This window comes from Streptomyces sp. NPDC093795, assembly GCF_044764665.1.
Lineage (GTDB): Bacteria > Actinomycetota > Actinomycetes > Streptomycetales > Streptomycetaceae > Streptomyces.
In genome coordinates this window covers 58,676-76,435 of the sequence record NZ_JBIWIO010000006.1, presented here as the reverse complement: position 1 = coordinate 76,435, position 17,760 = coordinate 58,676, and the positions used below count along the sequence as shown (strand labels likewise).

Annotated in this window: 17 protein-coding genes and 1 pseudogene; 8 read left to right on the top strand and 10 right to left on the bottom strand. The window is 71.3% G+C overall.

Annotated features, from left to right (window positions below):
- Positions 1 to 22: 22 nt before the first annotated feature.
- Positions 23 to 1,321 (bottom strand): ion channel protein, encoded by a 1,299-nt coding sequence (locus tag ACIRB7_RS17740; RefSeq protein WP_403599036.1) that lies wholly within the window; start codon positions 1,319 to 1,321, stop codon positions 23 to 25.
- Positions 1,322 to 1,414: 93 nt separating this feature from the next.
- Positions 1,415 to 1,783 carry a YbjQ family protein gene (locus ACIRB7_RS17735; RefSeq protein WP_403599033.1) on the bottom strand — a complete coding sequence of 123 codons (369 nt, stop codon included), beginning with the start codon at positions 1,781 to 1,783 and terminating at the stop codon, positions 1,415 to 1,417.
- Between the two features lie 151 nt (positions 1,784 to 1,934).
- On the opposite strand from ACIRB7_RS17735, the gene ACIRB7_RS17730 reads away from it, so the two are divergent.
- Positions 1,935 to 2,633: a DedA family protein gene (locus ACIRB7_RS17730; protein ID WP_403599030.1), complete on the top strand. Its 699-nt coding sequence runs from the start codon at positions 1,935 to 1,937 to the stop codon at positions 2,631 to 2,633.
- Between the two features lie 103 nt (positions 2,634 to 2,736).
- Positions 2,737 to 3,006: pseudogene (locus tag ACIRB7_RS17725) on the top strand (helix-turn-helix domain-containing protein); the annotation flags it as partial.
- Here the strand turns inward: ACIRB7_RS17725 and ACIRB7_RS17720 are convergent.
- Positions 2,951 to 4,621 carry a threonine/serine exporter ThrE family protein gene (locus ACIRB7_RS17720; protein ID WP_403599027.1) on the bottom strand — a complete coding sequence of 557 codons (1,671 nt, stop codon included), beginning with the start codon at positions 4,619 to 4,621 and terminating at the stop codon, positions 2,951 to 2,953. The pseudogene ACIRB7_RS17725 and the gene ACIRB7_RS17720 sit on opposite strands and share 56 nt — an antisense overlap.
- Positions 4,622 to 4,740: 119 nt before the next feature.
- On the bottom strand, positions 4,741 to 5,232 hold the full coding sequence (locus ACIRB7_RS17715; RefSeq protein WP_024758444.1) for an inorganic diphosphatase: 492 nt from the start codon (positions 5,230 to 5,232) through the stop codon (positions 4,741 to 4,743).
- A 102-nt stretch (positions 5,233 to 5,334) separates the two neighbouring features.
- Between ACIRB7_RS17715 and dacB the strand changes: the two genes are divergently transcribed.
- From dacB to folE, 6 genes are all read left to right on the top strand, one after another.
- Positions 5,335 to 6,738: a D-alanyl-D-alanine carboxypeptidase/D-alanyl-D-alanine-endopeptidase gene (gene dacB / locus ACIRB7_RS17710; RefSeq protein ID WP_403599024.1), complete on the top strand. Its 1,404-nt coding sequence runs from the start codon at positions 5,335 to 5,337 to the stop codon at positions 6,736 to 6,738.
- A 93-nt stretch (positions 6,739 to 6,831) separates the two neighbouring features.
- Positions 6,832 to 7,971: a zinc-dependent metalloprotease gene (locus ACIRB7_RS17705; protein WP_403599022.1), complete on the top strand. Its 1,140-nt coding sequence runs from the start codon at positions 6,832 to 6,834 to the stop codon at positions 7,969 to 7,971.
- A gap of 208 nt (positions 7,972 to 8,179) precedes the next feature.
- The gene (gene tilS, locus ACIRB7_RS17700) at positions 8,180 to 9,199 is read left to right on the top strand and encodes a tRNA lysidine(34) synthetase TilS (protein ID WP_403599020.1); all 1,020 of its coding nucleotides are present in this window, start codon (positions 8,180 to 8,182) and stop codon (positions 9,197 to 9,199) included.
- Positions 9,200 to 9,240: 41 nt separating this feature from the next.
- Positions 9,241 to 9,780 (top strand): hypoxanthine phosphoribosyltransferase, encoded by a 540-nt coding sequence (gene hpt, locus ACIRB7_RS17695; RefSeq protein WP_030219931.1) that lies wholly within the window; start codon positions 9,241 to 9,243, stop codon positions 9,778 to 9,780.
- Between the two features lie 171 nt (positions 9,781 to 9,951).
- A complete protein-coding gene (gene ftsH / locus ACIRB7_RS17690; RefSeq protein WP_403599017.1) occupies positions 9,952 to 11,970 on the top strand; it encodes an ATP-dependent zinc metalloprotease FtsH in 2,019 nt (672 codons plus the stop codon).
- A 99-nt stretch (positions 11,971 to 12,069) separates the two neighbouring features.
- Positions 12,070 to 12,675, top strand: a complete 606-nt coding sequence (gene folE, locus ACIRB7_RS17685) for a GTP cyclohydrolase I FolE (RefSeq protein WP_403599014.1) — start codon at positions 12,070 to 12,072, stop codon at positions 12,673 to 12,675.
- 17 nt (positions 12,676 to 12,692) lie between these two features.
- Here folE and ACIRB7_RS17680 read toward each other — a convergent pair whose 3' ends face one another.
- The 6 genes from ACIRB7_RS17680 to ACIRB7_RS17655 form a co-directional block, all read right to left on the bottom strand.
- Complete coding sequence (locus ACIRB7_RS17680; RefSeq protein WP_403599012.1) at positions 12,693 to 13,175, bottom strand: DUF3180 domain-containing protein; 483 nt, start codon at positions 13,173 to 13,175, stop codon at positions 12,693 to 12,695.
- Between the two features lie 61 nt (positions 13,176 to 13,236).
- Positions 13,237 to 13,836, bottom strand: a complete 600-nt coding sequence (gene folK / locus ACIRB7_RS17675) for a 2-amino-4-hydroxy-6-hydroxymethyldihydropteridine diphosphokinase (protein ID WP_403599009.1) — start codon at positions 13,834 to 13,836, stop codon at positions 13,237 to 13,239.
- A complete protein-coding gene (gene folB / locus ACIRB7_RS17670) occupies positions 13,833 to 14,192 on the bottom strand; it encodes a dihydroneopterin aldolase (protein ID WP_056569486.1) in 360 nt (119 codons plus the stop codon). The genes folK and folB overlap by 4 nt, the downstream gene beginning before the upstream one ends.
- Before the next feature lie 122 nt (positions 14,193 to 14,314).
- Positions 14,315 to 14,743, bottom strand: a complete 429-nt coding sequence (locus ACIRB7_RS17665) for a nuclear transport factor 2 family protein (RefSeq protein ID WP_403599953.1) — start codon at positions 14,741 to 14,743, stop codon at positions 14,315 to 14,317.
- A gap of 143 nt (positions 14,744 to 14,886) precedes the next feature.
- The gene (folP, locus tag ACIRB7_RS17660; RefSeq protein WP_403599006.1) at positions 14,887 to 15,747 is read right to left on the bottom strand and encodes a dihydropteroate synthase; all 861 of its coding nucleotides are present in this window, start codon (positions 15,745 to 15,747) and stop codon (positions 14,887 to 14,889) included.
- Positions 15,748 to 15,775: 28 nt separating this feature from the next.
- On the bottom strand, positions 15,776 to 17,602 hold the full coding sequence (locus tag ACIRB7_RS17655) for a phosphatidylglycerol lysyltransferase domain-containing protein (protein WP_403599004.1): 1,827 nt from the start codon (positions 17,600 to 17,602) through the stop codon (positions 15,776 to 15,778).
- Between the last annotated feature and the right edge of the window lie 158 nt (positions 17,603 to 17,760).

Below are 17,760 nucleotides of genomic sequence, written 5' to 3'. Positions count from 1 at the left end.
TTCTGTCCGGTGGGGGAGGGGGTCAGCGCAGGGCGCGGCCGTGTTCGTCGAGTTCGAGCTGGGGGCGGCCGGTGACGATCAGCCAGGCGGGAAGGGAGGCGAGGCAGAGCAGGGCGAGCATCGCCGGGGAACTGGCGAGGACGGCGCTGGTGAAGAGGCTGATCCAGCCCTGTCGGGTGGTGGCGAGCAGGACGCCGAGGACGGCGGAGGAGACGGCGACCGCGGGGTGGACCTCGGGGACGAGGGCCTGGGCGAACAGTCCGAAGGCGGCGCCGACGAAGACGGCGGGGAAGATCCGGCCGCCCCGGAAGCCGCAGGAGGCGGCGACGAGAAGGGCGAGGAGCTTGACCACGGCGAGCTTGGCCAGTTCGCCCGAGGACCAGCCGCCGATGGAGGAGGTGAGCTCCTTGACCTCCTCCAGGCCCTTGAAGAGCGTCAGATGCCCGCCGAGGGCGCCCAGGAGGCCGAGGGCGAGGCCGCCGAGGGGCAGCATCAGCATGGGGTGGCGGAGGCGCTGGAAGGCGCCGTGGACACGGGGGAACAGGTAGCAGGCGCCGAGAGCGAAGACGGCCCCCGCGGAGGCGATCACCAGAGCGGCGAGGAGGTCGCCCCAGCCCGGGTCGGTCAGCGGCGGCAGGCCCGCGGCGAAGCTGGGTTCGGCGAGGAGCTGGGTGGTCATCGTCCCGGTACCCGCGGCGACGAGCGGGGCGAAGAGCCGGTCCCAGAGGGAGCCGCGCCCCGGCTGCCCGGCCAGGGCCTCGGAGATGACGAGGGCGGCGGCCACCGGGGTGCCGAAGAGGGCGCCGATCGTGCCGGCCGAGGCGAGGGAGACCCAGGCGGCGCCCGGCAGGGCGGGCTGGGCCTTGCGGCCGAGCCAGTAGGCGAGGGCGATATTGGTCGCGATGATCGGGTTCTCGGGGCCGAGGCTGACCCCGCCGGCGAGGGCGAGCACGCTGGCGAGCAGCAGTCCCGGGACGACCCCGGGGGCGAGCGGCGCCCCGCCGAGGCCCATGGAGGCCGGGTCGGGCCCGGCGTGCCCCGGCGCCTTCCAGACGACGAGTCCCACGGCGACCCCGGTCGCCGTGAGCATGATGATGATCCAGAGGGAGGAATGGCCGCCGAGGCCGAGGGCGTCCGGCAGGTCGTCCCAGAGGACGCCCTGGAGCCGCTCCGCGACCGCGCTGATCCCCAGGAACAGCAGGCTCGCCCCCAGCCCGACCACGACCGCCGGCAGCACCTGCGGCAGCAGGACCCGCAGCGCGGTCTCGTCGGTGGGGGAGTGCGGATCGGACGGAGCGGGCTGAGCATGATCGGTAGCCACCGACCCACCATAAGTGAGCAAAAGCCGCAAAACGGCTCAAATGGCGCTCCGAACGCCCGCAGAGGCATGAGTCCGCTCGGCCCCGGGCCCGGCTCACGTCCGCGGCGCGATCACCACCGCTGTGCCGTACGCGCAAACTTCCGTTCCCACATCAGCCGCATCCGTCACATCGAAGCGGAACATCAGCACGGCGTTCGCCCCGCGCGCCAGGGCCTGCTCCACCAGGCGTTCCATCGCCTGATTGCGGGTCTGCACCAGGGTCTTCGTCAGCCCCTTCAGCTCCCCGCCGATCATCGACTTCAGACCCGCGCCGATCTGGCTCCCCAGATGACGGGACCGGACGGTGAGCCCGAAGACCTCACCGATCACCTGCCGCACCTCGAACCCCGGCACGTCGTTCGTCGTCACGACCAGTACGTCGGGGTGCGGTCCCTGACCGCCCCCGTACTCCTCGATGCCCATCGGCATACACCTCCTGACCCCCCAGCCTCAGGGCCGCGCCCCCTCTCCGCATCCCGTGGGACCCGGGCGGAACCGCTCGCGTTTGCCTGGCGTTGATAGCTTGGGGCGAGCCGTCCCCCATGCCCCCACCGACCGCAGGAGCCCGGAACCCGTGAACACGCTTGCCCTCGGACCGAGCTGGCTGGACCCGGACTATCTGATCGGAGAGTTCGGTCTGATCGGTGTCCTCGTCATCGTCTTCGCCGAGTCCGGACTCCTCATCGGGTTCTTCCTGCCCGGTGACTCGCTTCTCTTCACCACCGGCCTGCTCGTCACCACCCAGAAGCTCGACGAGCCGCTGTGGCTGGTGTGCACCCTGATCGTGGCCGCCGCGATCATCGGCGACCAGGTCGGCTACCTCTTCGGCCGGAAGGTGGGCCCGGCCCTCTTCAAGCGCCCCGACTCCAAGTTCTTCAAGCAGGAGAACGTCGCCAAGGCGCACGAGTTCTTCGAGAAGCACGGCCCGAAGTCGCTGATCCTGGCCCGCTTCGTCCCCATCGTGCGGACGTTCACGCCGATCATCGCGGGCGTCAGCCGGATGAACTACCGCTCGTTCATCACGTTCAACATCATCGGCGGTGTGCTGTGGGGCGCGGGCGTGACCCTGCTCGGCGCCTCCCTCGGCAAGGTCGACTTCGTCCACAAGCACATCGAGATGATCCTCATCGGGATCGTCCTGATCTCCGTGGTCCCGATCGTGATCGAGTTCCTCCGGGCCCGCTCCCAGTCGAAGAAGGCGCAGGCCGAGGGCGACCACGACGCCCCCAGCACCCCCAACCCCGAAGCTCGCGGCCGGCACGCCAAGCGCTAGGTGTATTGATCACGAGCGTTGTTGACACTGCTCTGGTCTTGAACATGGCGAAGACCTCCGGTGTGGTGGGAGCTGTCTAGGAACTCACCTCACGGAGGTCTTCGTGGCCCACCGTAATGCCCGGCTGACCGTCTTCGGTAGGAGACTGCTGGTCGCACGTGTCTGCTCAGGCCGTCCGGTCGCTCATGTGGCCGCCGAGATGGGCGTCTCCCGGGCCACGGCCCACAAATGGATCCGACGGTGGCGGACCGAGGGCGAGGCGGGCCTGCCCGAGACCCGACGGGGCCGCCGCACCCCGGCGGCCCGGGGTCGGAACGTCAGAACCCTCGGGTGCGCTTCGCGGCGCGCCGCGCCGCCGCCGCGCCCGGGGCCTGCATGAAGAGGCGGGCCAGCTCGCCTCCCAGGTTCACGCCGATGGCGATCGCCAGGGCCAGGGCCGACGCCTTCGCCAGCGAGGCGAAGCCCTCGTCCAGGTTGTTCTGCGCGATCGCCAGCACCCCGAAGTACGTCGCCGAACCGGGCAGCAGAGGCCCGATCGCCGCCGTCACGTACGGCAGCGACGAGGTGTGCTCGTAGCGGGCGATCAGCTGCCCGAAGAGCCCCACAAGACCCGCCGCCACCGCCGTCGCCATCACCGCCGAACCCTCCGCGGTCACCGCGATCGACGCGTAGATCACCCACGCCACCCCGCCGTTCAGCGTCGCGAACAGCACCGTCGCCCGCGACTGCTGCAACAGGATCGCGAACGTCGCGCACAGCACCATCGACGCCAGGATCTGCGTCACCGGCCGCTCCACCGCCTCCAGCGTCCCCTCGGGATTGAGCTGCGCGTCGAACTGCACGGCGATGTACAGGACCGACAGCACGCCCACCACGATCGCGACGAAGAAATACGCGACCTCCAGGAGCCGGGCCGAGGCCGTGATGTAGAAACCGGTCAGACCGTCCTGCACGGCCGCCACGAGCGCCCGCCCCGGAATCAGCGCGAACAGCCCACCCGTGATCACCGCCGAAGGCCGCAGATCCGCGTGCAGCATCGTCAGCAGCACACCCATCGCCGCCGGCGGCATCGCCGCCACCAGGAACTGGTAGAACTCCGGCAGCCCACGCCCCGCGCACAACCACGCCAGCCGGTCACCGAGCACCGCCCCGAGCGCGGCCACGAAGAAGACCGTCGGACCGCCGCCGAGCAGCACCGACGCCGCACCGGCGAGCACCCCCGCCGCCGCCGTGAGCACCCACCCCGGGTACGGATGCCGGTTGCGCCGGATCTCCGCCAGCCGCCGGTACGCCTCCTCGGGCGTCACCTCGTGCGCCCGCGCGTTGAGGTCGGCGAGCAGCGTGTACACCGCCGCGAGCCGCGTGTAGTCCGTCCCCCGGCGCCGTACCGTCCGGTTCGCCGTGATCGGATCGTCCACCAGGGACGGCTGGTACGTGACCGACAGCAGGGTGAACGTCACCGTCGGCTCGACCCGGTCAAGACCGTACGAGCGGGAGATCGCGAACATCGCCGCCTCGACGTCCTCCGCACCCTCCCCGCCCGCGAGCAGCAGCTCACCGATACGCAGGGTCAGGTCGAGCACACGCGGCACCGAAGGACCGGCCTCGTCCTCCTTGCGCTGCGCCTCCGGCACCGGCCGCTCACCCACCGGCAGCCGCAGCATGGTCCGCATCCGGTCCTGCCAGGGCGCGTCCTGCGACAGCCGCACCAGGGGCACCCCGTACGCCGGAGTGAAAGCGGGCGGCGAGTTCTTCGCCGAATAGGTCGCCGGCGTCGCGAACGCCGAACCCTCCTGCTCGGCCGGCGGCTCCGCCGTGAACCCCGCGGGAAGGGCGAACTCGGAGGTCGGATGCTCCTCCTCCGGCGGCGCGGGCTGCTCCACACCCGCAGGCGGCACGAACGCGCTCCGCGCCTCGTCCGACTGCGGCTTCCGGTCCTCCGGAGCGTCGTCCGGATTCCCCCTCGAGCCGTTCGGCTCCGCCACCACTCTGCCCGCCTCGCTCTCCTTCGGGAATCGTGCATTCCAGTATGAGTGTGCGACAGATGCGCGAAAGGCGGTGCACCCCGAGGGGCACACCGCCTTCACACGATCAAAACAGCGGGGGCTCAGTGGCCGCCCTGCTCCTTGGCGCGCGCGTACGACTTCTCGATCTCTTCCTCGGCCTCGGCGCGACCGACCCAGTCGGCACCCTCGACCGACTTGCCCGGCTCCAGGTCCTTGTAGACCTCGAAGAAGTGCTGGATCTCCAGGCGGTCGAACTCCGCCACGTGGTGGATGTCCCGCAGGTGCTCCATGCGCGGGTCCGTGGCCGGGACGCACAGCAGCTTGTCGTCGCCGCCCGCCTCGTCCGTCATGCGGAACATGCCGATGGCGCGGCACTTGATCAGGCAGCCCGGGAACGTCGGCTCGTCGAGGATGACGAGCGCGTCCAGCGGGTCGCCGTCCTCCCCGAGGGTGTTCTCGACGTAGCCGTAGTCGGTCGGGTAGGCCGTCGACGTGAACAGGCGACGGTCCAGGCGGATGCGACCCGTCTCGTGGTCGACCTCGTACTTGTTCCTCGATCCCTTCGGGATCTCGATGAGAACGTCGAACTCCACGGGTGGCTCCTCCTGAATCAACACAAGTGAATGCTCGCGACGGCGGGCGGTGATTAAGTGTCCCTCACGCATGTGTGTGATCGCGAAAGGGGCTGGTCAGCAATGCCCGAGCCGAGGACATGGCAGCTCACGGCGGGCTCCGCCGCCCTCGGTCTCGCCCTGGCCGCCGTGGCGGTGACCGCGGCAGGCCCGTGGGACTCGGGTCAGCGTACGGCCGAGCGGGCCCGCGCCGCCGCCCCGACGACGGGTGGCGCACATCACGCCCCGCCGCCCGCGCCCGCCGCGCCCCGGCGCCCCGCACCCGCCCCCAGCGCCCCCGGCGTCCTCACCGCCCTGCACGCCCCCGCCCCCGCCGGACACCCCGCGGACCTCGCCGCCGTCCTCGTACCGCTCCTCGCCGACCCCGGCCTCGGCCCGCTGCGCACCGCCTCCGTCGTCGACACCGCCACCGGCGAGCAGCTGTACGGCGAGGGCGCCGGCACCCCCATGACCCCCGCCTCCACGGTCAAGATCGCCACCGCGGCGGCCGCGCTCTCCGCCCTCGGCCCCGACCACCGCATCCCCACCACGGTCACCGCCACCCCCGACGGCCGCACCGTCACCCTCACCGGCGGCGGCGACCCCACCCTCGACCCGGCCCGCCTGAAGGCCCTCGCCACCGACACCGCCCGCGCCCTCACCGCACGCGGCCACACCTCCGTACGCCTCACCTACGACGCGAGCCTCTACCCGGGCGCCACGCTCCACCCCATCGGCCCCAACGAGAACATCGCCCCCGTCGTCGCCCTCATGACCCGCGCGGGACGCCTCGACGACAGCCACAGCGGCCCCGCCCCCCGCACCGCCGACCCGGCGGGCGACACCGCCCGAGCCTTCGCGGACCTCCTCACCCAGGCCGGGATCAAGGTCACCGGCGACCCCGCCCCCGGCCGCGCCCCGAAGGCCGCCCCCCTCGCCCGTACGTACTCCGCCCCCCTCGCCGACCTCGTCGAGCGCACCCTCACCCACAGCGACAACGACCTCGCCGAAGCCCTCGCCCGGCAGACCGCCCTCGCCCGGAAACAGCCCGCGAGCTTCGACGGCGCCGCCAAGGCCGTACACGACGAACTCGCCCGGCTCGGCCTCCCCGTCGCCGGAGCCCGCTTCGCCGACGGCAGCGGACTCGACCGCCGCGACCGCGTCTCCGCCGCCCTCCTCACCGGACTCCTCACCCGAGCGGCCGACCCCGCGGGCCCCACCCTGCGCCCCCTCCTCACCGGACTCCCCGTCGGCGCCTTCACCGGCACCCTCGCCGACCGCTTCGACACCGCCCCCGCCACCGCGGGCGCCGGGCTCGTCCGCGCCAAGACCGGCACCCTCACCGGCGTCAACACGCTCGCCGGGACCGTCGTCACCACCGACGGACGCCTCCTCGCCTTCGCGTTCCTCGCCGGGCGCACCCTCTCCCCGTACGAGGCACAGCCGGCCCTCGACCGGCTCTCCGCCGCCCTCGCCGACCCGCGCTGACCACCCGCCGGACCGCCCCCGCGCCGTACCCCACCCGGGTCCGACCCGCCCCGAACCCTGACCGAACAGGCGCCGAGACCGTACGGTTGACGCATGACGAGCATCGGTGGCGCAGGCACATCCGGGATGGTCGACTGGAACCTCGCGGTCGCGACCGCGACCCGCCTCGTACGGCCCGGACCCGAAGTCAGCCGCGACGAGGCCCGCGAGGTCGTCGCGGAACTCCGCAGGCACGCCAAGGCGTCCGAGGAACACGTCCGCGCCTACACCCGGATGATCCCCGAGGGCCACGAACCACAGGACACCCCCGTCCTCGTCGTCGACCGGGCCGGCTGGATCAAGGCCAACGTCGCAGGCTTCCGCGAACTCCTCACCCCCCTCCTCGGCAAGATGCAGGAACGCCGCTCCGCCACCCCCGGCAGCGCCGTCCTCGGCGCCGTCGGCGGCAAGGTCACCGGCGTCGAACTCGGCATGCTCCTGTCGTTCCTCGCCTCCCGCATCCTCGGCCAGTACGAGACCTTCGCCCCCGCCACCCGCGAATTCCCCTCCGGCGCGAACGGCGGCGGACGCCTTCTCCTCGTCGCGCCCAACATCGTCCACGTCGAACGCGAACTCGACGTCGACCCGCACGACTTCCGGCTCTGGGTCTGCCTCCACGAGGAGACCCACCGCACCCAGTTCACCGCCGTGCCCTGGCTCCGCGACCACCTCCAGGGCGAAATCCAGTCGTTCCTCTCCGCCACCGACGTCGACCCCGGCACCGTCGTCGAACGCCTCCGCGAGGCCGCCCAGACCCTCGTCGGCGGCCGCCCCGAAGCAGAGGAGGGCGAACCCTCACCCTCCTTCGTCGAACTCGTCCAGACCCCCGAGCAGCGCGAGATCCTCGGCCGCCTCACCGCCGTCATGTCCCTCCTCGAAGGCCACGCCGACTACGTCATGGACGGCGTCGGCCCCCAGGTCGTCCCCTCCGTCGCCGAGATCCGCGAGAAGTTCCAGGCCCGGCGCGCCCGCGGCGCCTCCCGCCTCGACCTCGCCCTGCGCAAGCTCCTCGGCCTCGACGCCAAACTCCGCCAGTACCGCGACGGCGAGCGTTTCGTCCGAGCCGTCGTGGACGAGGTCGGCATGGACGGCTTCAACCGCGTCTGGACCTCCCCCAACACGCTCCCCACCAAGGCCGAGATCGCCGCCCCCGCCGACTGGATCGCGAGGGTGCACCGTAGGGCAGACTCCTGAGACAGGTGCGGCAGACGGCACAGGAACACGTCAGAAGACCTCACCAATCACCCATCCGAGGGACCCTGGGCACAGGGTGAGGCGTGCAATGCTCGGGTAACGGCCGGGTTTCTGTCACCATCGACGCACTCTGAGTGACCGAACCCCCCTTTCCGACCGTTAAGACTCCGACCGAGGCACCCCACCCCCATCACGAAGGGCACCGGACATGGGTCCCCATCCTGCGGTCGCGGCGATACGCCTGGCGGTCCGCCGCGTACTCCACGACGTCCTCACCGAGCACCAGACCGACCCCGCCCCCACAGGCGACGCACAACCCCCCCTCGTGCTCGTCGCCTGCTCCGGAGGCGCCGACTCCATGGCGCTCGCCTCCGCCCTCGCCTTCGAGGCCCGCAAACTGCCCGTGCGCGCCGGCGGCGTCACCGTCGACCACGGACTCCAGGACGGCTCCGACACCCGCGCCGGCGAGGTCGTCGGTCGCATGACCGCCCTCGGCCTCACCCCCGCCGAGGCCGTCGCCGTCACCGTCGGCCGCGAAGGAGGACCCGAGGCCGCCGCCCGCGACGCCCGCTACGCGGCCCTCGACGCCGCCGCCGAACGTTACGGAGCAGCCGCGATCCTTCTCGGCCACACCCGCGACGACCAAGCCGAAACCGTCCTGCTCGGCCTCGCCCGCGGCTCCGGCATCCGCTCCCTCTCCGGCATGGCCGCCATCTCCGGCGCCTCCGGCCGCTACCGGCGCCCCTTCCTCCAGCTCGACCGCCAGACCGTCCGCAAGGCCTGCGTCGCACAGGAACTCGCCGTCTGGGACGACCCCCACAACAGCGACCCCGCCTACACCCGCTCCCGACTCCGCCACGAAGGCCTCCCCGCCCTGGAGAAGGCCCTCGGCAAAGGCGTCGTCGAAGCCCTCGCCCGAACGGCCCAGCTCTCCCGCGACGACGCCGACGCCCTCGACACCTGGGCCGCCGACGCCGAGACCTCCGTACGCGACGAGGCGGGCACCCTCGAATGCGCCAAACTCCACGGACTGCCCCCCGCCGTACGCCGCCGCGTCCTGCGCCGAGCCGTCATCGCCGAAGGCGCACCCGCCGGCTCCCTCTTCGCCCGGCACATCGAAGAAGTCGACCGGCTCATCACCGGCTGGCGCGGCCAAGGAGCCATCAACCTGCCCGGCCGCGTCGAAGCCCGCCGCCAGGGTGGCAGACTGGTCATCCGGCAAGGCTGACGCACGCTGCAACGAAAGTGACCCGGGTGAACGAGAAGGACATGGGCACCGACCTCCAGTCGGTGCTCATCACCAAGGAAGAGATCGACGCCAAGCTGGCAGAGCTGGCCGCGAAGATCGACGCGGAATACGCGGGCAAGGACCTGCTCATCGTCGGAGTCCTCAAGGGCGCCGTGATGGTGATGGCGGATCTGGCTCGCGCCCTTTCCACCCCCGTCACCATGGACTGGATGGCCGTCTCCTCCTACGGCGCCGGCACCCAGTCCTCGGGCGTCGTCAGGATCCTCAAGGACCTCGACACCGACATCAAGGGCAAGCACGTCCTGATCGTCGAGGACATCATCGACTCCGGTCTGACCCTGTCCTGGCTCCTCTCGAACCTCGGCTCGCGCGAGCCCGCCTCCCTCGAGGTGTGCACGCTCCTGCGCAAGCCCGAGGCCGCCAAGGTCGCGATCGACGTCAAGTGGATCGGCTTCGACATCCCCAACGAGTTCGTCGTCGGCTACGGCCTCGACTACGCCGAGAAGTACCGGAACCTTCCGTTCGTCGGCACGCTCGCCCCGCACGTATACGGCGGCTGAACACCTGGCCGTACGGGGAACCCCGACCGCCTTCCCTCCGTTGAACCACGGGAAGGCGGTCGCGGGCGACGATGCTGAGGTACCGTCCGAAGAACAGCTTTTTCACACAGCAGCACTCACAGCAGCATTTTCCTACGGGCAGGAGGGACGGAGCGTTCTCGCTCCGTATGGATGGACGTGAAGCGATACTTCCGTGGGCCGGTCATGTGGATCGTGCTGGCCGTCCTCGCCGTGGTCGTGCTGATGCAGGTCGTCGGCTCGTCCGAGGGCTACAAGACGGTGGACACCGGCAAGGTCGTCCAGGCGATCGACAAGAACCAGGTCAAGCAGGCAAAGATCACCACCGGTGACGAGCAGCTCATCAAGATCGAGCTCATCCCCGGCCAGAAGATCGACAAGAGCGACAAGATCCAGGCCAGCTACATCGGCAGCCAGGGCGTGGACCTCGCCGACAAGCTGCAGGAGAAGTTCGAGGCCGGGCAGATCGAGAAGGGCTACACCGTCTCCCCGACGAAGCAGTCGCCCTTCGTCTCGATCCTGCTCTCCCTCCTGCCCTTCGTCCTCATCGTGGTCGTCTTCCTCTTCCTGATGAACCAGATGCAGGGCGGCGGCTCCCGCGTCATGCAGTTCGGCAAGTCCAAGGCGAAACTCATCACCAAGGACACCCCGAAGACCACCTTCGCCGACGTCGCTGGCTCGGACGAGGCCGTCGAGGAACTCCACGAGATCAAGGAATTCCTCCAGGAGCCCGCCAAGTTCCAGGCCGTCGGCGCCAAGATCCCCAAGGGCGTCCTGCTCTACGGCCCGCCCGGAACCGGCAAGACGCTCCTCGCGCGCGCCGTCGCCGGCGAAGCCGGCGTGCCGTTCTACTCGATCTCCGGATCCGACTTCGTCGAGATGTTCGTCGGCGTCGGCGCCTCCCGGGTCCGCGACCTGTTCGAACAGGCCAAGGCCAACGCCCCGGCCATCGTCTTCGTCGACGAGATCGACGCCGTCGGACGCCACCGCGGCGCCGGCCTCGGCGGCGGCCACGACGAGCGCGAGCAGACCCTCAACCAGCTCCTCGTCGAGATGGACGGCTTCGACGTCAAGGGCGGAGTCATCCTCATCGCGGCGACGAACCGCCCCGACATCCTCGACCCGGCGCTGCTCCGCCCCGGCCGCTTCGACCGGCAGATCGCCGTCGACCGCCCGGACATGCAGGGCCGCCTGGAGATCCTCAAGGTCCACCAGAAGGGCAAGCCGGTCGCCCCGGACGTCGACCTCGGCGCCGTCGCCCGACGCACCCCCGGCTTCACCGGCGCGGACCTGTCGAACGTCCTGAACGAAGCGGCGCTCCTCACCGCCCGCTCGGACAAGAAGCTGATCGACAACCACGCCCTCGACGAGGCGATCGACCGTGTGGTCGCGGGCCCGCAGAAGCGGACCCGGATCATGTCGGACAAGGAGAAGAAGATCACCGCGTACCACGAGGGCGGACACGCCCTGGTCGCGGCGGCCTCACCGAACTCCGACCCCGTCCACAAGATCACCATCCTGTCCCGCGGCCGCGCCCTGGGCTACACGATGGTCCTGCCGGACGAGGACAAGTACTCCACCACCCGCAACGAGATGCTCGACCAGCTCGCCTACATGCTGGGCGGCCGCGCGGCCGAGGAGCTCGTCTTCCACGACCCGACCACGGGCGCGGCGAACGACATCGAGAAGGCCACCGCCACGGCCCGCGCGATGGTCACGCAGTACGGCATGACCGAGCGTCTCGGCGCCATCAAGTTCGGCGGCGACAACACCGAGCCGTTCCTCGGCCGTGAGATGGCGCACCAGCGCGACTACTCGGAAGAGGTCGCGGCGCTGGTCGACGAAGAGGTCAAGAAGCTCATCGAGACCGCGCACAACGAGGCCTGGGAGATCCTCGTCGAGAACCGCGACGTCCTCGACAACCTGGTCCTCGCCCTCCTGGAGAAGGAGACGCTGGGCAAGGAGGAGATCGCCGAGGTCTTCTCCACCATCGTCAAGCGCCCGGCCCGCCCGGCCTGGACCGGCTCCTCCCGCCGCACGCCCTCCACGCGTCCGCCGGTGCTCTCCCCCAAGGAGCTCGCACTGACGAACAGCGCGAACGGCACGGCGACCCCGTCGGTGGACACCACGAAGGGCATCGAGATCGCCCCGGTGGACACCCCGGAGGACTGACCGCCCGGCCACCCCGGAATGGAAGCCGCGCCCCCACAGGTTCTAGCCTGTGGGGGCGCGGCTTTTCGCACACTAGGTGAGACGGAACGAGGCACAGAGATGACCGACCCGGTGACGCTGGACGGCGAGGGCAAGATCGGCGACTTCGACGAGAAGCGCGCCGAGAACGCCGTACGAGAGCTCCTCATCGCGGTCGGCGAGGACCCGGACCGCGAGGGGCTGCGGGAGACGCCGGCGCGGGTGGCGCGGGCGTACAGGGAGATATTCGCGGGCCTCTGGCAGCAGCCCGAGGACGTCCTGACGACCACGTTCGACCTGGGTCACGACGAGATGGTGCTGGTCAAGGACATCGAGGTCTACTCGACCTGTGAGCATCACCTCGTCCCGTTCCGCGGGGTGGCCCACGTCGGGTACATCCCGTCGACGACGGGCAAGATCACCGGTCTGTCGAAGCTGGCCCGCCTCGTCGACGTCTACGCCCGCCGTCCCCAGGTGCAGGAACGACTCACCACGCAGGTGGCGGACTCCCTGATGGAGATGTTGGAGCCGCGCGGAGTGATCGTGGTCTTCGAGTGCGAGCACATGTGCATGTCGATGCGCGGAATCCGCAAGCCGGGTGCCAAGACCATCACCTCGGCCGTACGCGGTCAGCTGCGTGACCCCGCGACCCGCGCCGAGGCGATGAGCCTCATCATGGCGCGCTGAGGCGCCACGACGGAGACTCAGGCCCGGGCCTTGCCCGGGCTTTCGTCGTCGTCCTCCGGGAGCCTGCACACCCGTTCCAGGAAGAGGGCGGCTGCGATGACGGCCAGGCCCGCCAGGACCGAGAAGGCCGCGTTGAGGGCCTGGTCGCGGCGGGCCGGGACGTCGAGGGAGGCGAGGAGGAAGACGCCCGTGCCGCCGTACATGCCGGCGACGAGGGCGGCCACCAGGGCGCTCGCCTGGCCGAAGACCACCGCGCGGGCCGCCATCAGGGGTTCGACGCCCTTGGCTCCGGGGCGGCGGTCGCGCTGGGCCTTGAGGCGGGCGCGGATCGAGAGGGCGGTCGCGGTGAGGACGGCCGCGATCACGGCGAGGACGATGGGCGCGGCGATCGGCACGCTGGGGAGGGTGCCGACCGAGTCCCAGAGGCGGGCCGCGCCCCAGGAGAGGATGCCGGCGACGAGGAACAGTCCGGCGAGCACCTTCAGCCGCAGTTGTTTCACCGGGTGTCCTTCACGTGGTCGTCGGTCGTGGTCGTGGGCGGTCTGCCACGAAGCGTAACGACTACTCGGGCAGACGGAGTTCCAGGTCGGCGCGGCGGGTGACGCCTTCGCTGCCGACGGCGGCGAGAAGTGCGGCGACGGGCCCGTGGCCGGAGAGCTGGGCCTCGGGGTCGACGTCGTGCCAGGGGGCGAGGACGAAGGCGCGCTGGTGGGCGCGGGGGTGCGGGAGGGTGAGGACGGGGTCCTCGGAGACCACGTCGGCGTACGTGACGATGTCGACGTCGATGGTGCGGGCGCCCCAGTGCTCCTCGCGGACGCGGTGGAAGGCCTCCTCGACGGCGTGGGCCCGCTCCAGGAGGGAGGAGGGCGGCAGTGTCGTCTTCAGGAGGGCGACCGCGTTGAGGTACGAGGGCTGGGTGTCGGGCTCGACGCCCCAGGGCTCCGTCTCGTAGACGGGGGAGACGGCCTTGACCCGGAGGCCGGGGGTGTCCGCGAGGGCGTCGACGGCGCCCTGGAGGGTCTCCAGGCGGTTGCCGAGGTTGGCGCCGAGGGCGACGACGGCCCAGCGGGGGTTGGACAGGGTGGTGTCGGCCGCGTCGACGGTCTCGACGACGGCGGCCGGTACGGGCTGCACGGTGGGGTCGCTCTGCGTCGGCTTCATCGTCGGCTCCGGGTGATCGTGATGGTCACGTCGTCGAAGGGCACGGTGATGGGTGCGTCCGGCTTGTGGACGACGACTTCCACCTCCTGTACCCCGGCGTGGCTGAGGCATTGCTGGGCGATGCGCTCGGCGAGGGTTTCGATGAGGTCGACGGGTTCGCCCTGGACGACGTCGACGACCTCTTCGGCGACGATTCCGTAGTGCACGGTCTTCGTCAGGTCGTCGTCGGCGGCCGCCGGGCGGGTGTCCAGGCCGAGGACCAGGTCCACGATGAAGGTCTGGCCCTCCTCGCGCTCCTTGGGGAAGACGCCGTGATGGCCCCGGGCCTTGAGGCCGCGCAGCGCGACACGATCCACGCGAATCACTCCTGCTGTCGTAGTTCGGGTGGCCACGCAGCCGGGTGCGGACGGCCGGGTGTCCAGTGTCGAATCTACCTGCGGGGACCGACAGCGCTTGCCCGTGGGGGGCCGGGGGCGGCTCAGGAGGGGGGTTCGGTGCCGTCCGTGTCGAGGTCGTCGGGCTCGGTGTTCTCGGGTTCCTCGGTCTCCGCGAGGACGGGGGAGGCGTGGTGGGACCAGATCTTCCAGCCGTCGGGTGTGTGGCGGAACACATTGGTGGCGACGACGAGCTGGCCGACGAGGGGGCCGAGGGCGGCGCCGTCCTCGGCGGGGCCGCCGCTGAGGATGTTCTCGGTGCAGGTGACGACGGCGGTGTCGCCGGCCAGGGAGATCTTGAGGTCGGTGAGGAAGAACTGGATGTACTCGGTGTTCGCCATGATCAGCGCGTACGAGCGGAGCACCTCGCCGCGGCCGGTGAGGACGGGCCAGCCGGGGTGGACGCAGGTGACGGGGGTGGCGCCGTCGTCGAGCCAGCGGTCCGCGACGCCCTCGAAGTCGCCGGTCTCCATCGCCTCGTAGAAGGCGGTGTTGGCGGCTTCCACGGCGGCTTCGACGGCTGCTTCGTCGGCGCTGCGCGCGGTGCGGGGTCCGTCGTCGGGTCCGTTCTCCCCGTCGTCGTACGGGCCCCCGTCGTCGTACCGGTCCTCGGGGCTCATGCGGCTCCTTCGACGGCCCGGGCGACGCGTACGGCGTCGGCGGTGGCCCTGACCTCGTGGACGCGGACGGCCCACGCGCCCGCGTGGGCGGCGAGGGCGGAGACGGCGGCGGTGGCGGCGTCGCGTTCGCGGGCGGGCGGCGGTGCGGCGCCCTCGCGGGCGAGGACGTGGCCGAGGAAGCGCTTGCGGGAGGCGGCGACCAGGAGCGGGCGGCCGAGGGCGCGGAGCTCGGGGAGGTGGGCGACGAGGGCGAGGTCGTGGGGGGCGAGCTTGGCGAAGCCGAGGCCGGGGTCGACGACGAGGCGTTCGGGGTCGATCCCGCCGTCGACGACGGCTTCCAGGCGGGCGCGGAGTTCGTCGAGGACCTCGGTGACGACGTCGTCGTACACGGCGAGGCTGTTCATGTTCTGGCTGAATCCGCGCCAGTGCATGACGACGAAGGGGACTTCGGCGGCGGCGACGGCGGGGATCATGCCGGGGTCGGCGAGGCCGCCGCTGACGTCGTTGACGAGGACAGCGCCGGCTTCGACGGCGCGGGCGGCGACGCCGGCGCGCATGGTGTCGACGGAGACGGTGACGCCTTCGGCGGCGAGGCCGCGGACGACGGGGACGACGCGGCGGAGTTCTTCCTCCTCGTCGACGCGGGTGGCGCCGGGCCGGGTGGACTCGCCGCCGACGTCGATGAGGTCGGCGCCTTCGGCGACGAGTTCGAGGCCGTGTTTGACGGCGGCCGTGGTGTCGAACCAGCGGCCGCCGTCGGAGAAGGAGTCGGGCGTCACGTTGACCACGCCCATGACCGCGCAGCGGTCCCACTCCGGCAGGCCGCGGGCGGTGCCCCGGTCGATCGTCGTACTCATGTGTCCAGCGTAGGGCCCGGGGGCGGGATCAGGCCGCGCGGACCTCGCGTTCGGCGGGTGCGGGGACGATGTGGGCGCAGGGGCGGGGGGCCGGGGCGGGGCGCCTGCGGGGGAAGGGCCGGGGCAGGGAGAGGTTCACGAAGCCTTCGGCCTGCATGGCGGCGAAGCCGATGCGGGGGAGGTCGCGGCTGGTGCGGTAGACGACGAAGCGGGGTTCCCAGCGTGGCCGGAACTTGGCGTTGAACTTGTACAGCGACTCGATCTGGAACCAGCGGGAGAGGAAGACGAGGAGTCCGCGCCAGACGCGCAGGACGGGTCCCGCGCCGATCTTCTCGCCGCGGGCGAGGGCGGAGCGGAACATGGCGAAGTTGAGGGACACGCGCGCGATGCCCAGGGCGGGGGAGGCCTGGAGGGCGGCGACGATGAGGAGCTCGTTCATGCCGGGGTCGGCGGAGCGGTCGCGGCGCATGAGTTCGAGGGACATGCCGTCGGTGCCCCAGGGGACGAAGTGGATGATCGCCTTGAGGTCGCCGTAGGGGGAGGCAGTGGCGGAGCCGTCGGTGCCGTCGGCGGGATCGGTCCTGTGGGCGGTCGCTATCACGGCGTCGCCGTCGCCGGGGGCGCCGATGCGGCCGAGGGCCATGGAGAAGCCGCGTTCGGTGTCGGTGCCGCGCCAGTCGGCGGCGGCGCGGCGGACGCGTTCGAGTTCGGCGTCGTCGAGGTCACGGACGCGGCGGACCTGGGTGGTGTAGCCGCCCCGTTCGATGCGCTTGACCATCTGGCGGACGTTGCGCATGGCCCGTCCGGAGAGGGAGAAATCCGCGACGTCGACGACCGCCTCGTCGCCGAGTTCGAGGGCGTCGAGGCCGGTCTCGCGGGTCCAGACCTGGCCGCCGGTCTCGGAGCAGCCCATGACGGCGGGGGTCCAGGAGTGCGCTTTGGCCTCGTCCATGAAGCGTTCGATGGCGCCGGGCCAGGCTTCGACGTCGCCGATGGGGTCGCCGCTGGCGAGCATGACGCCGGAGACGACGCGGTAGCAGACGGCGGCCTTTCCGCTGGGGGAGAAGACGACGCCCTTGTCGCGGCGGAGGGCGAAGTGGCCGAGGGAGTCGCGGCCGCCGTGCTGGTCGAGGAGGGCGCGGAGCCGGAGCTCGTCCTCGTCGGTGAGGCGGGCCGCGGGGTGCTCGGGGCGGAAGGCGAGGTAGATGGTGGTGAGGGCGGTGAGCATGCCGAGGGCGCCGAGGGAGTAGCCGACGGTCCAGTCCACGCCGTTGCTGTAGCCGACGGGGCCCTCGAAGCCGAAGAGTCCGTACAGGACGTGTTCGAGGCGGTCGGCGAGGCTGGGGCTGCCGAGGACGCGGCGCGGGTGGGCGCTGACGATGACGAGGCCGAGGGCGATGGATCCGCCCCCCATGACGACGAAGTTGGCGAGTGCGCGCCAGCGGCTGCGCGGGTCGGGGAGGGCGCCGAATTCGTCCCGGTGGCGCAGGAGGAGGGCGAGGAGTACGAGGGAGAGGAGGGCGCCGAGGACGGAGTGGCGCCAGACGAACTGGGCGGCGGCGCCGAGGGGGAGGAGGACGACGGCGGCGCGCCAGGCGCGGCGCTTGTGGCGCTTGAGGCCGTGGGCGAGGAGCAGGAGGAGGACGCCGGCGCTGAGGGAGAGGGCGGCGGAGAGGGGGCCGAGGGTGCCGGGGAGGACTTCGGCCAGGGCGTGCATGCGGCTGGCGCGGAAGCGGGGGAAGACGCCGGCGGCGATGTCGATGAGGCCGACGAGGGTGCAGGCCGTGCCGACGAGCGTGGGGACCTTCTCGGGTCGGGGGCCGCGGAGAATCCGGCGTACCCGAACCGGAACCATTCCTGATTTGTCCCCATCTAGCGTGACAGACATGGCTTCCCGTACTTCCCGTGGTCCAGCGAGGGGTCTCTGAGTCCGGTCGGGCCCTGCGGCGCGTTCGGCGGGCCGTTCCGACTGGTGCGCCTTCTAGGACGGAGCCGTGCGGAGTCGGGTTCATC